Annotated in this window: 12 protein-coding genes and 1 tRNA gene; 5 read left to right on the top strand and 8 right to left on the bottom strand. The window is 71.1% G+C overall.

The features are described 5' to 3' along the window. Positions 1-87: 87 nt before the first annotated feature. Positions 88-2,016: an ABC-F family ATP-binding cassette domain-containing protein gene (locus DEI82_RS12560; protein WP_111037102.1), complete on the top strand. Its 1,929-nt coding sequence runs from the start codon at positions 88-90 to the stop codon at positions 2,014-2,016. A 138-nt stretch (positions 2,017-2,154) separates the two neighbouring features. Here DEI82_RS12560 and DEI82_RS12565 read toward each other — a convergent pair whose 3' ends face one another. Both DEI82_RS12565 and DEI82_RS12570 read right to left on the bottom strand, forming a co-directional pair. Beyond that, positions 2,155-2,589 (bottom strand): hypothetical protein, encoded by a 435-nt coding sequence (locus DEI82_RS12565; RefSeq protein WP_111037104.1) that lies wholly within the window; start codon positions 2,587-2,589, stop codon positions 2,155-2,157. Between the two features lie 3 nt (positions 2,590-2,592). Continuing rightward, entirely contained in the window at positions 2,593-3,087 is a 495-nt protein-coding gene (locus tag DEI82_RS12570; RefSeq protein ID WP_111037106.1) for a MarR family winged helix-turn-helix transcriptional regulator, read from the bottom strand. Between the two features lie 213 nt (positions 3,088-3,300). On the opposite strand from DEI82_RS12570, the gene DEI82_RS12575 reads away from it, so the two are divergent. The 3 genes from DEI82_RS12575 to DEI82_RS16680 all read left to right on the top strand — a co-directional run bounded on the left by DEI82_RS12575 (position 3,301) and on the right by DEI82_RS16680 (position 4,515). After that, a tRNA-Gln gene (locus DEI82_RS12575) sits at positions 3,301-3,372 on the top strand. 500 nt (positions 3,373-3,872) lie between these two features. Next, positions 3,873-4,010 carry a hypothetical protein gene (locus tag DEI82_RS16260; protein ID WP_181435204.1) on the top strand — a complete coding sequence of 46 codons (138 nt, stop codon included), beginning with the start codon at positions 3,873-3,875 and terminating at the stop codon, positions 4,008-4,010. Between the two features lie 19 nt (positions 4,011-4,029). Further along, complete coding sequence (locus DEI82_RS16680; protein ID WP_375334630.1) at positions 4,030-4,515, top strand: ImmA/IrrE family metallo-endopeptidase; 486 nt, start codon at positions 4,030-4,032, stop codon at positions 4,513-4,515. On the opposite strand, the gene DEI82_RS12585 is transcribed toward DEI82_RS16680, so the two are convergent. The 5 genes from DEI82_RS12585 to DEI82_RS12605 all read right to left on the bottom strand — a co-directional run bounded on the left by DEI82_RS12585 (position 4,508) and on the right by DEI82_RS12605 (position 10,644). Next, complete coding sequence (locus DEI82_RS12585) at positions 4,508-5,416, bottom strand: carbohydrate ABC transporter permease (RefSeq protein WP_111037110.1); 909 nt, start codon at positions 5,414-5,416, stop codon at positions 4,508-4,510. The two genes, DEI82_RS16680 and DEI82_RS12585, sit on opposite strands and share 8 nt — an antisense overlap. Next, positions 5,406-6,371 carry a carbohydrate ABC transporter permease gene (locus DEI82_RS12590; protein ID WP_258372059.1) on the bottom strand — a complete coding sequence of 322 codons (966 nt, stop codon included), beginning with the start codon at positions 6,369-6,371 and terminating at the stop codon, positions 5,406-5,408. The genes DEI82_RS12585 and DEI82_RS12590 overlap by 11 nt, the downstream gene beginning before the upstream one ends. Beyond that, positions 6,368-7,732, bottom strand: coding sequence for an ABC transporter substrate-binding protein (locus DEI82_RS12595; RefSeq protein ID WP_111037112.1), 1,365 nt, complete (start codon positions 7,730-7,732; stop codon positions 6,368-6,370). Before DEI82_RS12595 ends, DEI82_RS12590 begins: the two co-directional genes overlap by 4 nt. A 45-nt stretch (positions 7,733-7,777) precedes the next feature. Further along, the gene (locus tag DEI82_RS12600) at positions 7,778-9,412 is read right to left on the bottom strand and encodes a fucose isomerase (protein ID WP_111014057.1); all 1,635 of its coding nucleotides are present in this window, start codon (positions 9,410-9,412) and stop codon (positions 7,778-7,780) included. A 236-nt stretch (positions 9,413-9,648) separates the two neighbouring features. After that, complete coding sequence (locus DEI82_RS12605; protein WP_111037114.1) at positions 9,649-10,644, bottom strand: LacI family DNA-binding transcriptional regulator; 996 nt, start codon at positions 10,642-10,644, stop codon at positions 9,649-9,651. A gap of 134 nt (positions 10,645-10,778) precedes the next feature. On the opposite strand from DEI82_RS12605, the gene DEI82_RS12610 reads away from it, so the two are divergent. After that, positions 10,779-11,867 (top strand): glycoside hydrolase family 172 protein, encoded by a 1,089-nt coding sequence (locus DEI82_RS12610; protein WP_111037116.1) that lies wholly within the window; start codon positions 10,779-10,781, stop codon positions 11,865-11,867. 125 nt (positions 11,868-11,992) lie between these two features. Here DEI82_RS12610 and DEI82_RS12615 read toward each other — a convergent pair whose 3' ends face one another. Continuing rightward, positions 11,993-14,596 carry a GH116 family glycosyl-hydrolase gene (locus DEI82_RS12615; protein ID WP_181435206.1) on the bottom strand — a complete coding sequence of 868 codons (2,604 nt, stop codon included), beginning with the start codon at positions 14,594-14,596 and terminating at the stop codon, positions 11,993-11,995. Between the last annotated feature and the right edge of the window lie 173 nt (positions 14,597-14,769).

The following is a 14,769-nucleotide window of genomic DNA, read 5'->3' on the forward strand; positions in this document are numbered from 1 at the left end:
GCTCGGGCCGCCCACTCGGGGACGTGCACGAAGGGGAGGAGCGGGGCCGCGACCGCGCGCACGGCCCCGTCCGCCTACCCTCAAGGGGTGGCACATCTGCTTGGCGCTGAGAACCTGCACCTCGAGTACCCGACGCGCGTCGTCTTCGACAGCGTGTCGCTCGGCATCGACGAGGGCGACCGGATCGGCGTGGTCGGACGCAACGGCGACGGCAAGTCGACGCTCATGAGCCTGCTCGCGCAGCGCATCGAGCCCGACGGGGGCCGGGTGACCCAGCGTCGGGGCGTGACCGTCGGGTTCCTCGACCAGCGCGACGACCTGCCCGCGGGCGAGACCGTCGGCCACGTCGTGGTGGGTGACCTGGCCGAGCACGAGTGGGCGGGCGATGCGCGGATCCGCGACGTCATCAGCGGTCTGGTGGCGGACGTCGACTGGGACGGCCTGGTCGACGACCTGTCGGGCGGGCAGCGGCGTCGGGTGGCGTTGGCGCGCCTCCTGGTCGGCGACTGGGACGTGCTGTTCCTCGACGAGCCGACGAACCACCTCGACGTCGAGGGCATCGCCTGGCTCGCGGAGCACTGCCGGAAGCGGTGGGCGGCGAACCAGGGCGGCCTCGTGGTCGTGACGCACGACCGGTGGTTCCTCGACGAGGTGTCGACGACCACGTGGGAGGTCCACGACGGCATCGTCGAGCCGTTCGAGGGCGGGTACGCCGCGTACGTGCTGCAGCGGGTCGAGCGGGACCGGATGGCCGCCGCGACCGAGTCGCGCCGACAGAACCTCATGCGGAAGGAGCTCGCGTGGCTCCGCCGTGGTGCGCCGGCCCGTACGAGCAAGCCGAAGTTCCGCATCGACGCGGCGAACGAGCTCATCGCCGACGTCCCGCCCGTGCGCGACACCGTCGCCCTGTCGCAGATGGCGACCGCGCGGCTCGGCAAGGACGTCGTCGACGTGCTCGACGCCGGCGTGCAGTGGCCCGAGACGCCCGAGCCAGTCCTCGAGCACGTCGAGTGGCGGATCGCGCCGGGGGAGCGGACCGGCATCCTCGGCCCGAACGGCGCGGGCAAGTCGACGCTGCTCGGCCTGGTCTCGGGCACGGTGCAGCCGACGAGCGGCAAGGTCAAGACCGGCAAGACCGTGCAGATCGCGATGCTCGACCAGCAGCTCGCCGACCTGCAGCAGTACGCCGACGACCGCGTGCGCGAGGTCGTCGGTCGCAAGAAGACCACGTACGTCGCCGACGGCAAGGAGATGACGCCGTCGCAGCTGCTCGAGCGCCTCGGGTTCTCGTCGGCCCAGCTGTCGACCCCCGTGAAGGACCTGTCCGGCGGGCAGAAGCGGCGCCTCCAGCTCATGCTCATCCTGCTCGACGAGCCGAACGTGCTCATCCTCGACGAGCCGACGAACGACCTCGACACCGACATGCTCGCCGCCATGGAGGACCTGCTCGACTCGTGGCCCGGCACCCTGCTCGTCGTCTCGCACGACCGGTACCTGCTCGAACGCGTCACCGACCAGCAGTACGCCGTGCTCGGGCACCGGTTCCGGCACCTGCCCGGTGGGGTCGAGGAGTACATGCGGCTCCGTGCGGCCGGGTCGGCCGCACCGCGGGACGCGTCCGCGGCGACGGCACGGGTGGCCGCGGCGGCCGATGCGGGCGCACGCGGGGGCGCCGGTTCCGCGGGTGCCGGTGGCGCTGTTGCCGGTGCGGCGGGTGCCGGTGCGGCGGGTGCCGGTTCGGCGTCGGCCGGGAGGGACGGGGCGGGCCCGGCGGCGGGCCTCCCGGCCGTCAGCGGTGCGGACCGGCGGGCCGCCGAGAAGGAGATGTCCTCGCTCGACCGGCGCATCGCCCGCGCAGGGCAGGACCGGCAGCAGGTGCTCGACGCGTTCGCGGCCCACGACCAGGCGGACTACGCCGGGCTCGGGGACCTGCAGGCGAAGCTCGCGGCGGTCGATGCGGAGCTCGAGCAGCTCGAGACGCGGTGGCTCGAGGTGGCGGAGCTGCTCGGGGCGTAGGTGCCGGGCGGGCCGGGCGGGCGCGACGGGCGGGGCCGGGCCGGCGGGGCGGGGCGCGGCGCGGCATGACTGCGCGTGCCGACGACAAGTGCGACGCGCTGACGACCGCGCAGTTGTCGTCGGGGCGCGCAGTCGGGGTCAGGCCCAGGGATCGTGCACCCAGTCCGGCAGCGGGCGGAGGTGTCCCCACGCGAACCGGCTCTCGGCGACGAAGTCCTGCACGTCGTTGGCGAAGCGCCAGGCGAAGCGGTCGTCGGGCTCGTCCTCCTGTAGGAAGATCCCGACGCTCTCGTCGGCCATCGTGACTTCGAGCAGGTGCTCGTTCTCGCCGAGCGGTGCGTCGAGCCGGAGCGGAACGCGCTCCTCGGGCGCTGCCAGCGCGTCGGGGACGAACTCCGCGCCGATGCGGATCCAGGTGCCGTCGGAGGGCTGGCGGAACGGGCTCCTGCCCGGCAGTGCGGTGACGATCCCGATTTGGACCGACTCCCGCTCCTCGGGCGTGAGCATCGCGTCGAGAACCGGCTCGACGACCCGCGGGATCGTCTCGGTCAGGAACGACTGGACCGTGCGCATGGTTCAGTCGCCCAGGCTGATGCTCAGCGAGCGGAGCAGCCCCGCCAGCTGCGTCCGGTCGGTGGGGGAGAGGTCCGCGAGGATCGCCGCCTCGGCCTCGACCAGTCCCGCGATCGCGGCGTCGACCGCCGTCCGACCCTCGGGCGTCAGCGTGACGAGGACGCCTCGGCCGTCGCTCGGGTCCGTTCGCCGCTCGACGAGCCCCCGGTCCGCCAGGCGGTCCACGCGGTTCGTCATCGTGCCGCTCGACACCAGGGTCTGCTGCAGCAGCGCCTTCGGGCTGAGCTCGTACGGCTCGCCCGCGCGGCGCAGCGCCGACAGGACGTCGAACTCCCACGACTCCATGTCCCCGGCCGCGAACGCCGTCCGCCGCGCGCGGTCGAGGTGCCGGGCGAGCCGCCCCACCCGCGACAGCACGTGCAGCGGCGCGAAGTCGAGGTCCGGTCGCTCGCGATGCCACGCCGCGACGATGCGGTCGACCTCGTCCTCCTGCGGCATCCGTCCATCATGGCAGCGGTGGCGGCGGACGGGAGGGACGGCGCGGGCTGGTGGTGGGCCTCCCGGCCGGCGGGTGGTCCGGTCGGTCGCTGGACGGGAGGGGCGGTGCGGGCTGGTGGCGGGCCTCCCGGCCGGCTGATGGTGGCGCTGGTCGGCGGACGCACGGGGCGGCGGATGCTGCATGGGATGATGTCGGGGCGCCTTCGGGCGTGGTCCGCCTTGGTGTAATGGCAGCACATCAGCCTTTGGAGCTGTGGGGTCCGGGTTCGAATCCTGGAGGCGGAGCCGGCCGGGCAGGCAGCCGTGGAGGCCTAGGATCCAGCACGTGGCAGGACGGTGCAATGTAAATCTCTCGGTGCGCGCCGCAGCGCGGATAGTGGTTCATGTCCTTCAGGCCCTGGCAGGAGTGATGACTTCCTTGGGCTCAAGGGGCGCTACCGGACCTGGGCCCGGCCTCAGCCCGGAGTTCAAGAAGCGAGACGAGTACCGTCCCTAGCCGGGCGCGTCCTGGCCGGCAGCGGTGGACGACCCTTGCCATTGGTGGAGTCCTAGGCGGCTCCTGCAGACCGTCACCGCGGTTCGAAGCACGAACGCCAGTCCCGGTGCGGCTGAGTCGGGTCCGAGGTTGGCGTGTGTGGGCGTCCCGAGAGAACAGCCCTGTTGAGTCGCGGAGGCGGCTCGGTGTGGTCGAAGCGTGGCGATGTCGGAGCGGCGAGAAGCATCGAACGCGTCGGCGGTGCCGAATGAGGTGACATGGAGGTCGCGTCTGGGGATCGAGGTCCGGCGTGAGCGGGCTCGCGCGTGCCGAGGCTGATCTGGAGCGGGCTCGTCAGCCGCGCGCAGCTTTCTCCGGGCTCGTCACCCACGTCGAGCACAAGCAGCTGATCGTCGAGAACGATTTCCACGGCTTCCCGAGGCGCTGAGCAACAGGTCAGCCACATCATCCTCGAGCACAAGCACTCCGCCGTAGTGAACTTCGATCGAAAGTGCGGAGCCGGCGCGGACCAGGAAGAGGAAGCCGACTGGCTCGCGGGCGAGTTCCTCGTGCCGTGGGATGCAGCTTTGAGGCAAGCGTGGCGGGACGCCACGGACGATGACGTCGCGCGGCGCTACCAAGTCAGCATCGCGCCATCGCGTCGACCCATGAATCAGTCCGGAGCGCGCCGCCTAGTGTTCTACTCACGGCGGAAGCAGGGCCTGGGCAGAGCTGCACTGGGCTGGACCTCCACCAACTTCGGTGCCGTGGAACGGATCCCCGAAACGCGTGGAACGCCCGGGGACACTGGGATCCGCGACCGGCGCCACCACTGGCGTCTGCGAATAGACCGAACACCTCGCCGGCGCGGGGCCGTTCAGCAGCCCCTCGGCCCGGCCGTCGTCCGCCCGCTCCTGTCCGCGGGTCCAGCGGGCCGCCCGACGATCACTTGAACCCGGCCGTCTTGATCGACTCGGTGATCTGCTTCTGGAAGAAGAAGAACAGGAGCAGTGTCGGGATCGCCGCCACGGTCGACGCCGCGACGATGTAGCTCTCGGACGAGGCGTACTGCTGGTGGAACGTCGCGATCCCGACCTGCACCACGCGCAGGTTCGGGTTCGACGTGATGGTCAGGGGCCACACGAACGAGTTCCAGTTCGCCAGGAAGAAGAACACCGCCAGCGCGGACAGGATCGGCCGGGACAGGGGGAGCACGACGCTCCAGTAGATCCGCCAGTACCCCGCGCCGTCGACGAGTGCGGCCTCCTCCAGCTCGTCGGGGAGTCCCATGTAGAACTGCCGGAGCAGGAAGATCCCGAAGGCGTTGAAGATCGACGGCACGATCAGGCCCCAGTAGCTGTCGAGCATGCCGAGGAGCCGGACGATCTCGAACTCCGGGATCAGGACGACCGGCAGGCTGACGAGCAGCGTCGAGAAGATGATGAGGAACACCGTCTCGCGACCGCGGAACCGCAGGCGGGCGAGTGCGTACGCGGCCATCGAGTGGAACCAGAGTGCCGCGACCGTCACGACCGCCGAGACGAACGCGCTGTTGAGCATGTACCGCGCGAACGGGACCTGCGTGAAGACGTAGACGAAGTTCGACAGGGTCCAGTGCGCCGGGAGCAACGAGCCGCTGAAGATCTCGGACTCGCCCTTGAACGAGCTGAGCACCATGTACACGAGCGGGAAGATCGCGAGGACACCGACGACGACGCCGACCACGAACAGGATCGTGTTCTTCCGCGTCCACCGCCGTTCGCGCGTCCGCCGCAGCTGCGGCGCGCGTGCGTCGCCCGTCTGCGCCGACACGGACACCGCTGGGTCGTCGATGCGGAGATCGCTACTCGTCATCGATCCGCCCTCCCTTCGTGATGCGGAACATGAACGCGCTCCAGGCGAGGAGGACGAGGACGAGGACGGACCCGATGGCCGCCGCGTACCCGTACTCGCCGTAGAGGAACGCCTGTTGGTAGATGTAGAAGATGAGCAGCGAGGTCGAGTCGGCCGGCCCGCCGCCGGTCAGGATGTAGATGAGGTCGAAGCCGCCCGTGATGACGGCGATCGTGACCGTGATGAGCACGAAGAGCGCCGTCGGCCGGAGCATCGGCCAGGTGATCGACCAGAACCGCTGCCACGCGGTCGCGCCGTCGATGCGGGCCGCCTCGTACAGCTCCGCGGGGATGTCCTGCAGCCCCGACAGGAAGATCACCATGTAGTAGCCCATCTGGAACCAGATGCTGATCACGACGACGGTGCCGAGCGTGTACCGCGGGTCGCCGAGCCATGAGATCCCGTGCACCCCGACGGTCGCGAGCAGCTGGTTGACGTAGCCCACCTTGTCCGAGAGCAGGAACTGCCACATGAGCCCGACGACGACGAGGCTGATCACGTAGGGCGCGAACAGGGCGCTGCGGATGGCGCCGATGAACGGGATCCGCTGCTGGACGAGCAGGGCGAGGAGCAGCGACACGACGAACACCGACGGCACGAGCACGACGAGGTACGTCACGGTGACGCCCGCGCTCTGGAGGAACGCCGGGTCGTGCACCATCCGGACGTAGTTCTGGACGCCGATGTACGTCAGGTTGCCGAAGCCGTCGAGCCGGAAGAACCCGAGCACGATCGCGATGACCATCGGGATGAAGACGAACAGCAGCAGGCCGAGGGAGTCGGGCAGCAGGAACAGCAGTGCTGCGAAGCCCTCTCGGCGGGCGCGTGCGCGTCCTGCCGTTCGCCGACGCGGCGGTGCCGCGGCGGGGCCGGTCCCGGACGTCGTCGTCCGGTCCGCGCGGATGGTGGTGGTCACAGCAGCGTCGCTCCCTGGTAGGTCTGCATGAATGCCTCGATGGCGGACTCGGCCCGCGCCGCTTGTCCTGCAGCGTCGCCGCCGGCTGCCTGCACCTGCTGGATCGCGTCGGAGATCGCCTTGTACACGACCGGTGGGTACCGCGGCTCACCGCGACCGGTCGGCAGGACGACGTCGTGGAAGAACTTGAGCTTCGCGTCGTCGTACGCGCCCTTCGCCTGCATCACCCGGTCCACGGACCGCCGTGGCGGCATGTCGGACTTGGCGACCGTGCACCAGTCGACCAACCGTTGGACGCTGTCGTCCGCCATGCTGCCGACGGTCTCGACGACGAACTTCGCGGCGGCCTCGGGGTTCCGTCCGCGCGCGTTCACACACCAGGCCCACCCGCCCAGCACGGTCCGTGGGGTCCCGCCGGGCGGCGTGGGGAGCGGGAAGATCCCGTAGTCGAACTTCGGTTGCTCGCCGCGGAACCCCGCGACCTGCCAGATGCCCGACTGCCACATGGCGGCGTAGCCCGCGGCGAAGGCGCCAGGGAGGTCCCCTGCGGCCGGATCGGTCCGCGGCGCCACCCCGGTCGACACCGACCGGCCGAAGAGCTCGAGCGCCGCGGTGACCGGCGCGCTGTCGAACGACGGCTTCTGGTGCTCGTCGACGACGTCACCGCCGCCCTGCCACATCCACGGGTACCAGGTGAAGTTCTGGAAGTAGCCGGGCACCGTCTCGAACACGAGCCCGGACTGCTTGTCGGTCGTGAGCCGGTGCGCGACGTTCAGCATCTGGTCCCAGGTCCTGGGGATGTCGCCCTCGCTCAGGTGCGCCTTCTCCCAGGCCGGCACGCTGTAGTACATCGCGAGCGGCTCGACCTCCATCGGCAGCCCGTAGACGCCCTTGCCGATCCGGCGCGTCGCGAGGATGTCGGGGTCGAAGTCGTCGATGGCCTCCTGCGTCATGTACGGCGCGAGGTCGAGCAGCGCTCCGCCGTTCGAGTAGCGGAGGAAGTCGCCCGGGCTGATCAGGAACACGTCGGGGCCGTCGCCGGACGCGAAGGCCGTGGCCAGCCGTGTGTTCGACGGGTCGGTGAAGTTCGGGATGTACACGTTCCGGACCTGTTGGCGGTGCCGGGTGTTCCAGTCGCGCACGGCCTTCTCGAACCAGTCGCTCTGCGTCTTCACCTGGCCGGTCCCGGACAGTGGCGCGTAGAACTGCCAGAACTGCAGTGGCTCGTCCGCGCTCGACGCGCGGGTCGAACATCCGGCGAGGGAGATCGTGGTGGCGGCGGCGGCGGCGGCGGCGGCCACGCCGGCGGCTCCGGTGAGGAAGCCGCGTCGGCTGAGACCGGTGCTGGAGGTGCTCGTCATGGTGCTCCTCGGGTTCGACCGATGGGTGGGGGAGGGGCGCGGGACTCAGACCGCGACGTCGCCGCACAGGTGGACCCGGACGCCGAGTCGGTCGAACGCGGTCGCTTTCGCGACGAGCGCCCGGTCGGCGGTGGCCGCGTCGGGGGCGTAGACCACCGAGAGGTGGTTCGCCCGGTGCCGCGCCATGAGCTGGTCGCGGCTGACGCCGTGCAGCACGGCGTGCATCATCGGCCACTCCGGGTTCGTCGCCGCCCACCGGCGTTCGGACTCCTCGGGCGGGAGGCGCACCGCGGTGCCGCGGCCGATGTCGATCTGGAGGTCCTGCCCGTCGAGCCACACGCGGGACCACACGATCTCGCCCGGCTTCGACACCGCGCGGATCGTCGATCCCCCGAGCGGGAAGAAGACGCGGTCCTGCCGCCATCCCTCCGCGCCGGCGTACCCACCGTCGACGTGCGACGGCGGGATCGAGCCGGAGATCTCGAACACCCAGGTGAAGTCCCCCTCGAACTCCTCACCCCAGCGGATGTCGTGGAGCGTGGTCGACGGGTCGAGGCCCATGGCCGTCCAGACGCGGTTCGTGACGAGCGCGTCGACGGCGACACCCTCGTCGGCCTCGTTGAAGTGCGGCAGGGCGAGTCCGTCGTAGAGCACGCGGCTGCCGTCACGACTCGTGACCGGCGGCCGGTCCGGGTCGTTGAGGAGGCCCTCCGCGAAGTCCGACGCCGGGCACGTGTCCTTCAACCCCTGCTGGTACTGGATGCCGACGGCGTCGAGGCCGAAGTCGTCCGCGATCCGGAGCGCTGCCACGTACATCGCGCACTGCCAGCGGACCTGCCGCTCGGTGAGTTCCGTCGCCTCGTCCGCACCGAAGCGGAAGGTGAACCCCCGCTCCTCGACGAAGCGTCGGACCGCGTCGGCCTCGCTGTCGGGGACGCGTTGCATCTCGGCCCACAGGGCGGACTGCGACAGCCGCTCCTTGTAGACCCCGAGGCGGTTGAGCACCTCGTCGTCGATGATCGCGTTGTACATCCCCATGCAGCCCTCGTCGAACACACCGATGATCGCCTTGTCGGTGCGGAGGACGTCGGCCACGGCGACACCGAGGTCGCGCGCGGCGCCCGCGGGGATGTCCGGGAGCTCATGGACGTGCGACGTGTCATGGGTGACCGAGCCGGTCTCGAGCCACGTGTGCAGGCCGTCGAGGAACCAGCGGTCGGTGAAGTCGACGCTCCAGAGCGTGGAGTAGGGGATCCGTGCCTTGGTCAGGCCGCCGTTCAGGCCGAGCAGTCCGACGAGTCCGGGCCAGTCACCGACGAAGTTCGCGACGGTCAGCACCGGGCCGGCGTGGTCGCGCAGACCGGCGAGCACGTGGTGGGAGTACTGCCACCCCGCGATCGCGACGACGAGCGGAGCGTCGGTCGGGATGCCGCGGAACACCTCCATGCCCATCCGCTGGCTCGAGATGAGGCCGTGCCCCGTCACCGGGTCGACCGGGAGCGCCCGCACCACGCGGCGGCCCATGGCCGCGACGGCGTCGGTGATCGCGGCCTCCATCCGGGCCTGCGTGGGCCAGGTGGCCGTGTTCGCGCTCTCGCGGAGGTCGCCGCTCGCGACCAGGTAGACCGTGTCCGGTTCCGCGACGGGCCGTGGGACCGCGGTCGGCAGGACGGTGGTCATCGTCGTGCCCCAGCGGCACGGTCGCCGACCGAACGGTCGAGGACGTCGACGCGCCGGACGGTGCTGAGGGGGTGTTCGAGGCTGTTGCGCATGAGGGCTCCCGCTCCTGCGTCCGGTCGACGTTGACCGGGGCGCTCCGCCATTGTGCACGAAATCGATTTCACCGTCAAGGTGTTTCCGGCGCCCATCCGGCCGGCCGGATCAGGGGGCCTGGAGGCGCGGTCCGGCCGGCCGGATCAGGGGCCCTGGAGGCGCGGTCCGGCCGGTTCCACCGTGTGCCGGAGGACGATCGTGCGGGACGGCTGGGTGTCTCCGGCGATCCGTTCGAGGACGAGCCGCGCGGCGGTCGCCCCCATGTGGCCGGCCGGCAGACGCACGATCGTGACGGCCCGGGGGGAGATCGTCGTGAACGGCAGCGCGCCGACGACGGCGACGCCGAAGCGGAGCGGCGAGAGCCCGTGCTCGTCGAGCACCTGGAGCACCCCGACCCCCATGAGGTTGTTCGCCGCCACCACCGCGTCCGGCGGTTCCGGCAACGCGAGCAGGGCCTCCATGGCCGACACACCGCCGTCCACCCGGAAGTCCGAGTGCCACAGCAGCCCGTCCTCCGGCGCGTGGCCGGTCGCTCGCGCGACGGCGTCGGACCACCCACCGGCGCGCTCGACGGCGGTCGAGACGTCCGCCGGGCCGGTGATGCAGGCGATGCGCCGGTACCCCTCACCGATGAGGTGCTCGGTGGCCTCGCGCCCGGCCTCGCGGTTGAACATGGTGACCACGTCGACGTCGTCGCGGCTCGGCCGGTCGACCGCGACGACCGGCCGTCCCCGCGCGACGACACCGCCGAGGTCCGACATCGCCGACGCGGGGGCGACGATGATGCCGGCCATGTTCTCGGACTCGGCGATGCGGAGGAACTCGGCCTCGCGTTCGACCGACTCGTCGGTGTTGCAGAGCACGACCGAGTAGCCGGCGTCGTTGACGACGTCGGCGACCCCACGCGCCATCTCGGTGAAGTACGGGTTCTCGATGTCCGGGATCACGAGTGCGATGACCTCGGAGTTCCGTCGCCGCAGCGTCCTCGCGGTCCGGTTCGGCGTGAACTGCAGGTCCTCCGCCGCGCGGCGCACTCGGCGCACCTTGTCGGGGGAGACGTTCGAGCCGTTGAACACGCGGGAGACCGTCGCCGGCGACACCCCGGCGCGCGACGCCACATCGTAGATCGTCGTCGCCACCTCGGCCCTCCCGTCGTTGACACCCCGTCCCGCGAACCATACAGTGCGGCGCACGGTCTCTGAAATCGGTTGCACCCACGGCAGTGTGCGGCGGGGCCGTGCGGGCTGCCGACCCCGACGTGGAAGGACCCCTGATGCTGCACGACATCGCCACGATCCGACGGACCGAGACCCGGTCGATCAGTCCGGAGAACCCCGACGGCGCACGAGGGGGTGGCGGCCGTGCGACGGACGGGACCGGTGCCGAGAGTGCCCGGGACCTCGGGCCGGGCTGGAAGGTGTCGCCGAGCGTCGACGTCGCCCCGGGCGCCACGTACGACCTGGCGGGGATCACCGGCCCCGGACGGATCACCCACCTCTGGATCACGACGCACACCGACCACTGGCGCACCCTCGTCCTCCGCGCGACGTGGGACGACGCCGACGAGCCGGCCATCGAGGTTCCCTACGGCGACTTCTTCTGCTCCGGCTGGGGGCGCTTCGCCCAGGTGTCGTCGCAGGTCGTCGCGGCGAACCCGAACGGCGGGTTCAACAGCTACTGGCCCATGCCGTTCCGGCGGAACGCGCACCTGACCCTCGAGAACACGTCGACGGTGCCCGCACGGGTGTACTTCCAGGTCACCTACGAGCTCGGGGACGTCGGTGACGACGCCGCCTACCTGCACGCGCAGTGGCGCCGGAGCAACCCGTTGCCGGACGGCGAGACGCACGTGCTGCTCGAGGGCGTCGAAGGACGCGGCCACTACGCGGGGACCTACCTGGCGTGGGGGGCGAACGCGCCGGGCTGGTGGGGCGAGGGTGAGATCAAGTTCTGGATCGACGACGACACCGACCACCCCACGATCTGCGGCACGGGCACCGAGGACTACTTCGGCGGCGCGTGGAACTTCGACGTGCCCGGGCAGGGGTACACCGCCTTCTCGACGCCGTACCTCGGGATGCCGCAGGTCATCCGTCCCGACGGGCTCTACGACAGCCAACAGCGGTTCGGGATGTACCGGTGGCACCTGGCCGACCCGATCACCTTCCGGACGGGACTGCCGCGGGTCGACATCCAGGCCCTGGGCTGGCGGAGTGGTGGCCGGTACCTGCCCCTCCACGACGACATCGCCTCGACCGCGTTCTTCTACCTGGACCGACCGACCGCCGCCCGTCCTCCGGCACCCACGCACGACGCCATGGAGGTCCACCTCGGCTCCGGCGCTGCTCCGCGCGCGAGCTGAGCAGCCCGGTACCGGCCGACGACCCGGCGCGGGCGCCGACCGACGGGCAGGGGTGCCGGACGGCGGGCTCGCGGCGCTGCCCGCCGGCCGGCGGGTGCCGGCCGGCGGGCAGGCCGGCACCCGCGTCAGTCGCGGAGCTCGAGTTCGACGACGTCGCCCGCCGCCAGCGTGACCGGTCCGCTGCCGAAGCGACCCGCCGCCTCCAGGTCGACCGTGACCGAGCGCGCGTCCAGCACGCCCCCACGGAGCAGCAGGCGCGCCTGCCCGTCGTCGACGACCACCTCGCCCCACCCGCGGGCCGTGGTGACGAGGCAGCGGAAGACGCCGTCGCGCACCGCGGCGGCACGTGGCGCGAGGTGCAGCGTGCCCGTCGTGGCGTCCCAGGCAGTCCCCGTCAAGGCGAGCAGGACGCCCCAGCTCGCCATCGACCGGGCGTAGTGGTTCCCGCACTCCACCTCGTTCCACGGGTTCCGCTTCCGGCCGTCGTACCGGTCGCGGACCGCGCGCACCAGCTCGAGCGCCTCGTCGACGAGTCCCTCGTACACGAGGGTGGTCGCGACCTGGTACTCGATGCCGCTCCAGACCTCGTCGCTGTACACGAACGGGATCCGTGGCCGACCCCCACGCGGCCACGAACAGAGCAGCAGGCCGCGGTCGTCGTCGAGCGCGTACGTGCGCTGCACGCTGTGGAAGTCGGCGAACCCCCTCCGGAAGTTGTGCTCGTACACGGCACGCACCGCGCTCCGGACGTGGTCCTCCGGCAGGACGTGTCCCAACCCCGCGAGGTGCGCGAGGGTCTGGCCGAACAGCTGGTCCGACAGGCACCCGGTCCCGTACTGGTAGCGGTGGGCATCGACGTCGTCGGTCCGTTGCTCGTAGTACTCGCCGTTGAACAGCAGTGCGTCCATCCGCTCCGCGCCCCGCTCGGCCGCCTCCCGGTACCGGTCGACCGCGGCCTGGTCGCCGAGGTGCTCCGCCATCGCCGCCGCTGCCCGGAGGGCCGCGAAGAACATCGAGTTCGCCAGGGAGTTCTCGCCGTGGAACTCGATGTCGTACGTGTTGTGCTGCTCGCTGTCGAGCACGCCGTCGCCGTTCGCGTCCCACGTCCGGAACGCGAACTCGAGCGCCAGCTGCGCCGCGGGCCAGAGTTCCGCGAGGAACCCGTCGTCGCCGCTGAACCGCCACTCGCGGTACAACCGCACGATCGTCCCCATCTGGCCGTCGACCGCAGGGTGGAACTCGTGCGGGTCGTTGCCGAAGACCGCGTTGGTGCGGAACCGCATGCGGCCGTCGGGCAGCGTCTCGTCGAGGAACTCGGTCCGCCGTGCGCTCCGCTCGAGTGACGGGAACAGGTTCGCCACGGTCTGCGCGTAGTTCCAGACGTGCGTGCAGGTGCCTTCGCAACTGCCGACGTGGTCGAAGCTGCCCTCCCACGCGGCGAACCGGCCCTCCTCCGAACCGTCGTCGAGCAGGAGGCACGTGGTGCTCCGCAGCGCGACGAGCGTCGACGACACCGCGTCGACGACCTCCGGCGGCAGCGTCGAGTCGAACAGGGCGTCGTGGAACGCGAGGGTGTCGCGCTCGAGCGCCTCGAGGGACCCGGTCAGGTGCTCGGCGACCGCCCAGGCGTCGGTGTGTCGGGTCGCGTAGTGGTTGCGGACGACCTGGTCCTCGTGGGTGTTCGGCAGGCCGCAGTTGCCCTGCCACGCGCGGGGCCGGTTCGGGACGTGCCAGGTGAGCAGGAACTCGAACGTGTGGGTCTCGTCCGGTGCCAGGACGTGTGCGACGGCGAGGCTGCCGACCCGCTGACGCGGGAGCCGCGTGACGTCCGTCTCGTCCTCGAGGGTGAAGGCGATCGGCGGCTCCAGGCGACCGTCCTCGGTGAAGTCGTCCCAGAACAGCTGGACGCCGTCCTGCCAGCGGTCGACGGGCCACTGCTCCGTCATGGTCGCGTCGGCGTCGGTCGTCGCCAGCATGGCGGTGCCGTACCGCGGGTGCTCGGGTGGCAGGTCCGTGCCGAAGACCAGTCCGGTGAGTCCGGGCTCGCGACGGCCCGTCACGGTCGGGATCCCCTCGACCACCGGCGCCTGGAACATGTCGTGCCCCCGATGCCCGATCGGGTTCGACATGGACCCGGCCACGCTCACCTCGACCGGCGTGTCCAGGGGGTTGTGCACCTGGTAGCGGATCACGGCGCCCGGCAGCCCGGAGGCGTCCACGTCGAGGGGCACGAGGGGCGTGAACGCGGTCATCTCGACGTCGACGGGGACCGCGTCGTCGGTGAGGTCGATCCGGAGCAGCGGGTACTCGCCCCGCATCGCGCTGCCGGCGAACCGCGGCAGTCCGGCGACCTTGCCGATGTGGTAGCCCGAATCGCCCTCATGGGGTCCCGGCAGGCGCGACTCCAGCACCCGGGTCACGGCGGCACGGCCGGGTACCGCCGCGCGCAGGGCGAAGAACGTGAACGGGAGCCAGGTCCCCTTGTCCGGGTGGTTCGCGATCTCCCAGTCCCGGAACTCGCCGCGCGCGCCGACGGACACGTTGCCCGTCCCGATGCCACCGAGCGGGAAGGCCGCGACCGTGTCGGTGGCGGGATGGACCCGGAGGCCCGACCAGGGTCGGGCCCGGACCCCCTGCTCGTCCGGGGCGACCGTTTCCGCCGCTCCCGGTGTCTCGGCCGTCGGGGCCGCGGCGAGCGCCGGTCCCGGGTGTGCAGACGTCGTGGTCATCGTGCTCCTTTGCTCGAATGGGCCGAGCATCGCAGAAACCGATTTCACGCACAAGAGGCTGATCCGGCATCCGTCATCCCGCTCCTGGCGGGGATTTGCGAGCATCGCGTGGGACTCGCTGTTGACATCCGGGCGCAGCGGCGGTTCACTGCGTGTAATCGATTTCGGTCGAG

The sequence above is a fragment of the Curtobacterium sp. MCBD17_019 genome, assembly GCF_003234555.1.
Taxonomy (GTDB): domain Bacteria; phylum Actinomycetota; class Actinomycetes; order Actinomycetales; family Microbacteriaceae; genus Curtobacterium.

What these genes read in the sequence shown, in the direction of transcription:
- DEI82_RS12570 (WP_111037106.1), bottom strand. Translation starts at nt 3,087, where the DNA reads ATGCCGCAGGAGGACGAGGTCGACCGCATCGTCGCGGCGTGGCATCGC.
- DEI82_RS12595 (WP_111037112.1), bottom strand. Translation starts at nt 7,732, where the DNA reads ATGACGAGCACCTCCAGCACCGGTCTCAGCCGACGCGGCTTCCTCACC.
- DEI82_RS12610 (WP_111037116.1), top strand. Translation starts at nt 10,779, where the DNA reads ATGCTGCACGACATCGCCACGATCCGACGGACCGAGACCCGGTCGATC.
- DEI82_RS12565 (WP_111037104.1), bottom strand. Translation starts at nt 2,589, where the DNA reads ATGCGCACGGTCCAGTCGTTCCTGACCGAGACGATCCCGCGGGTCGTC.
- DEI82_RS12585 (WP_111037110.1), bottom strand. Translation starts at nt 5,416, where the DNA reads ATGACGAGTAGCGATCTCCGCATCGACGACCCAGCGGTGTCCGTGTCG.
- DEI82_RS12600 (WP_111014057.1), bottom strand. Translation starts at nt 9,412, where the DNA reads ATGACCACCGTCCTGCCGACCGCGGTCCCACGGCCCGTCGCGGAACCG.
- DEI82_RS12615 (WP_181435206.1), bottom strand. Translation starts at nt 14,596, where the DNA reads ATGACCACGACGTCTGCACACCCGGGACCGGCGCTCGCCGCGGCCCCG.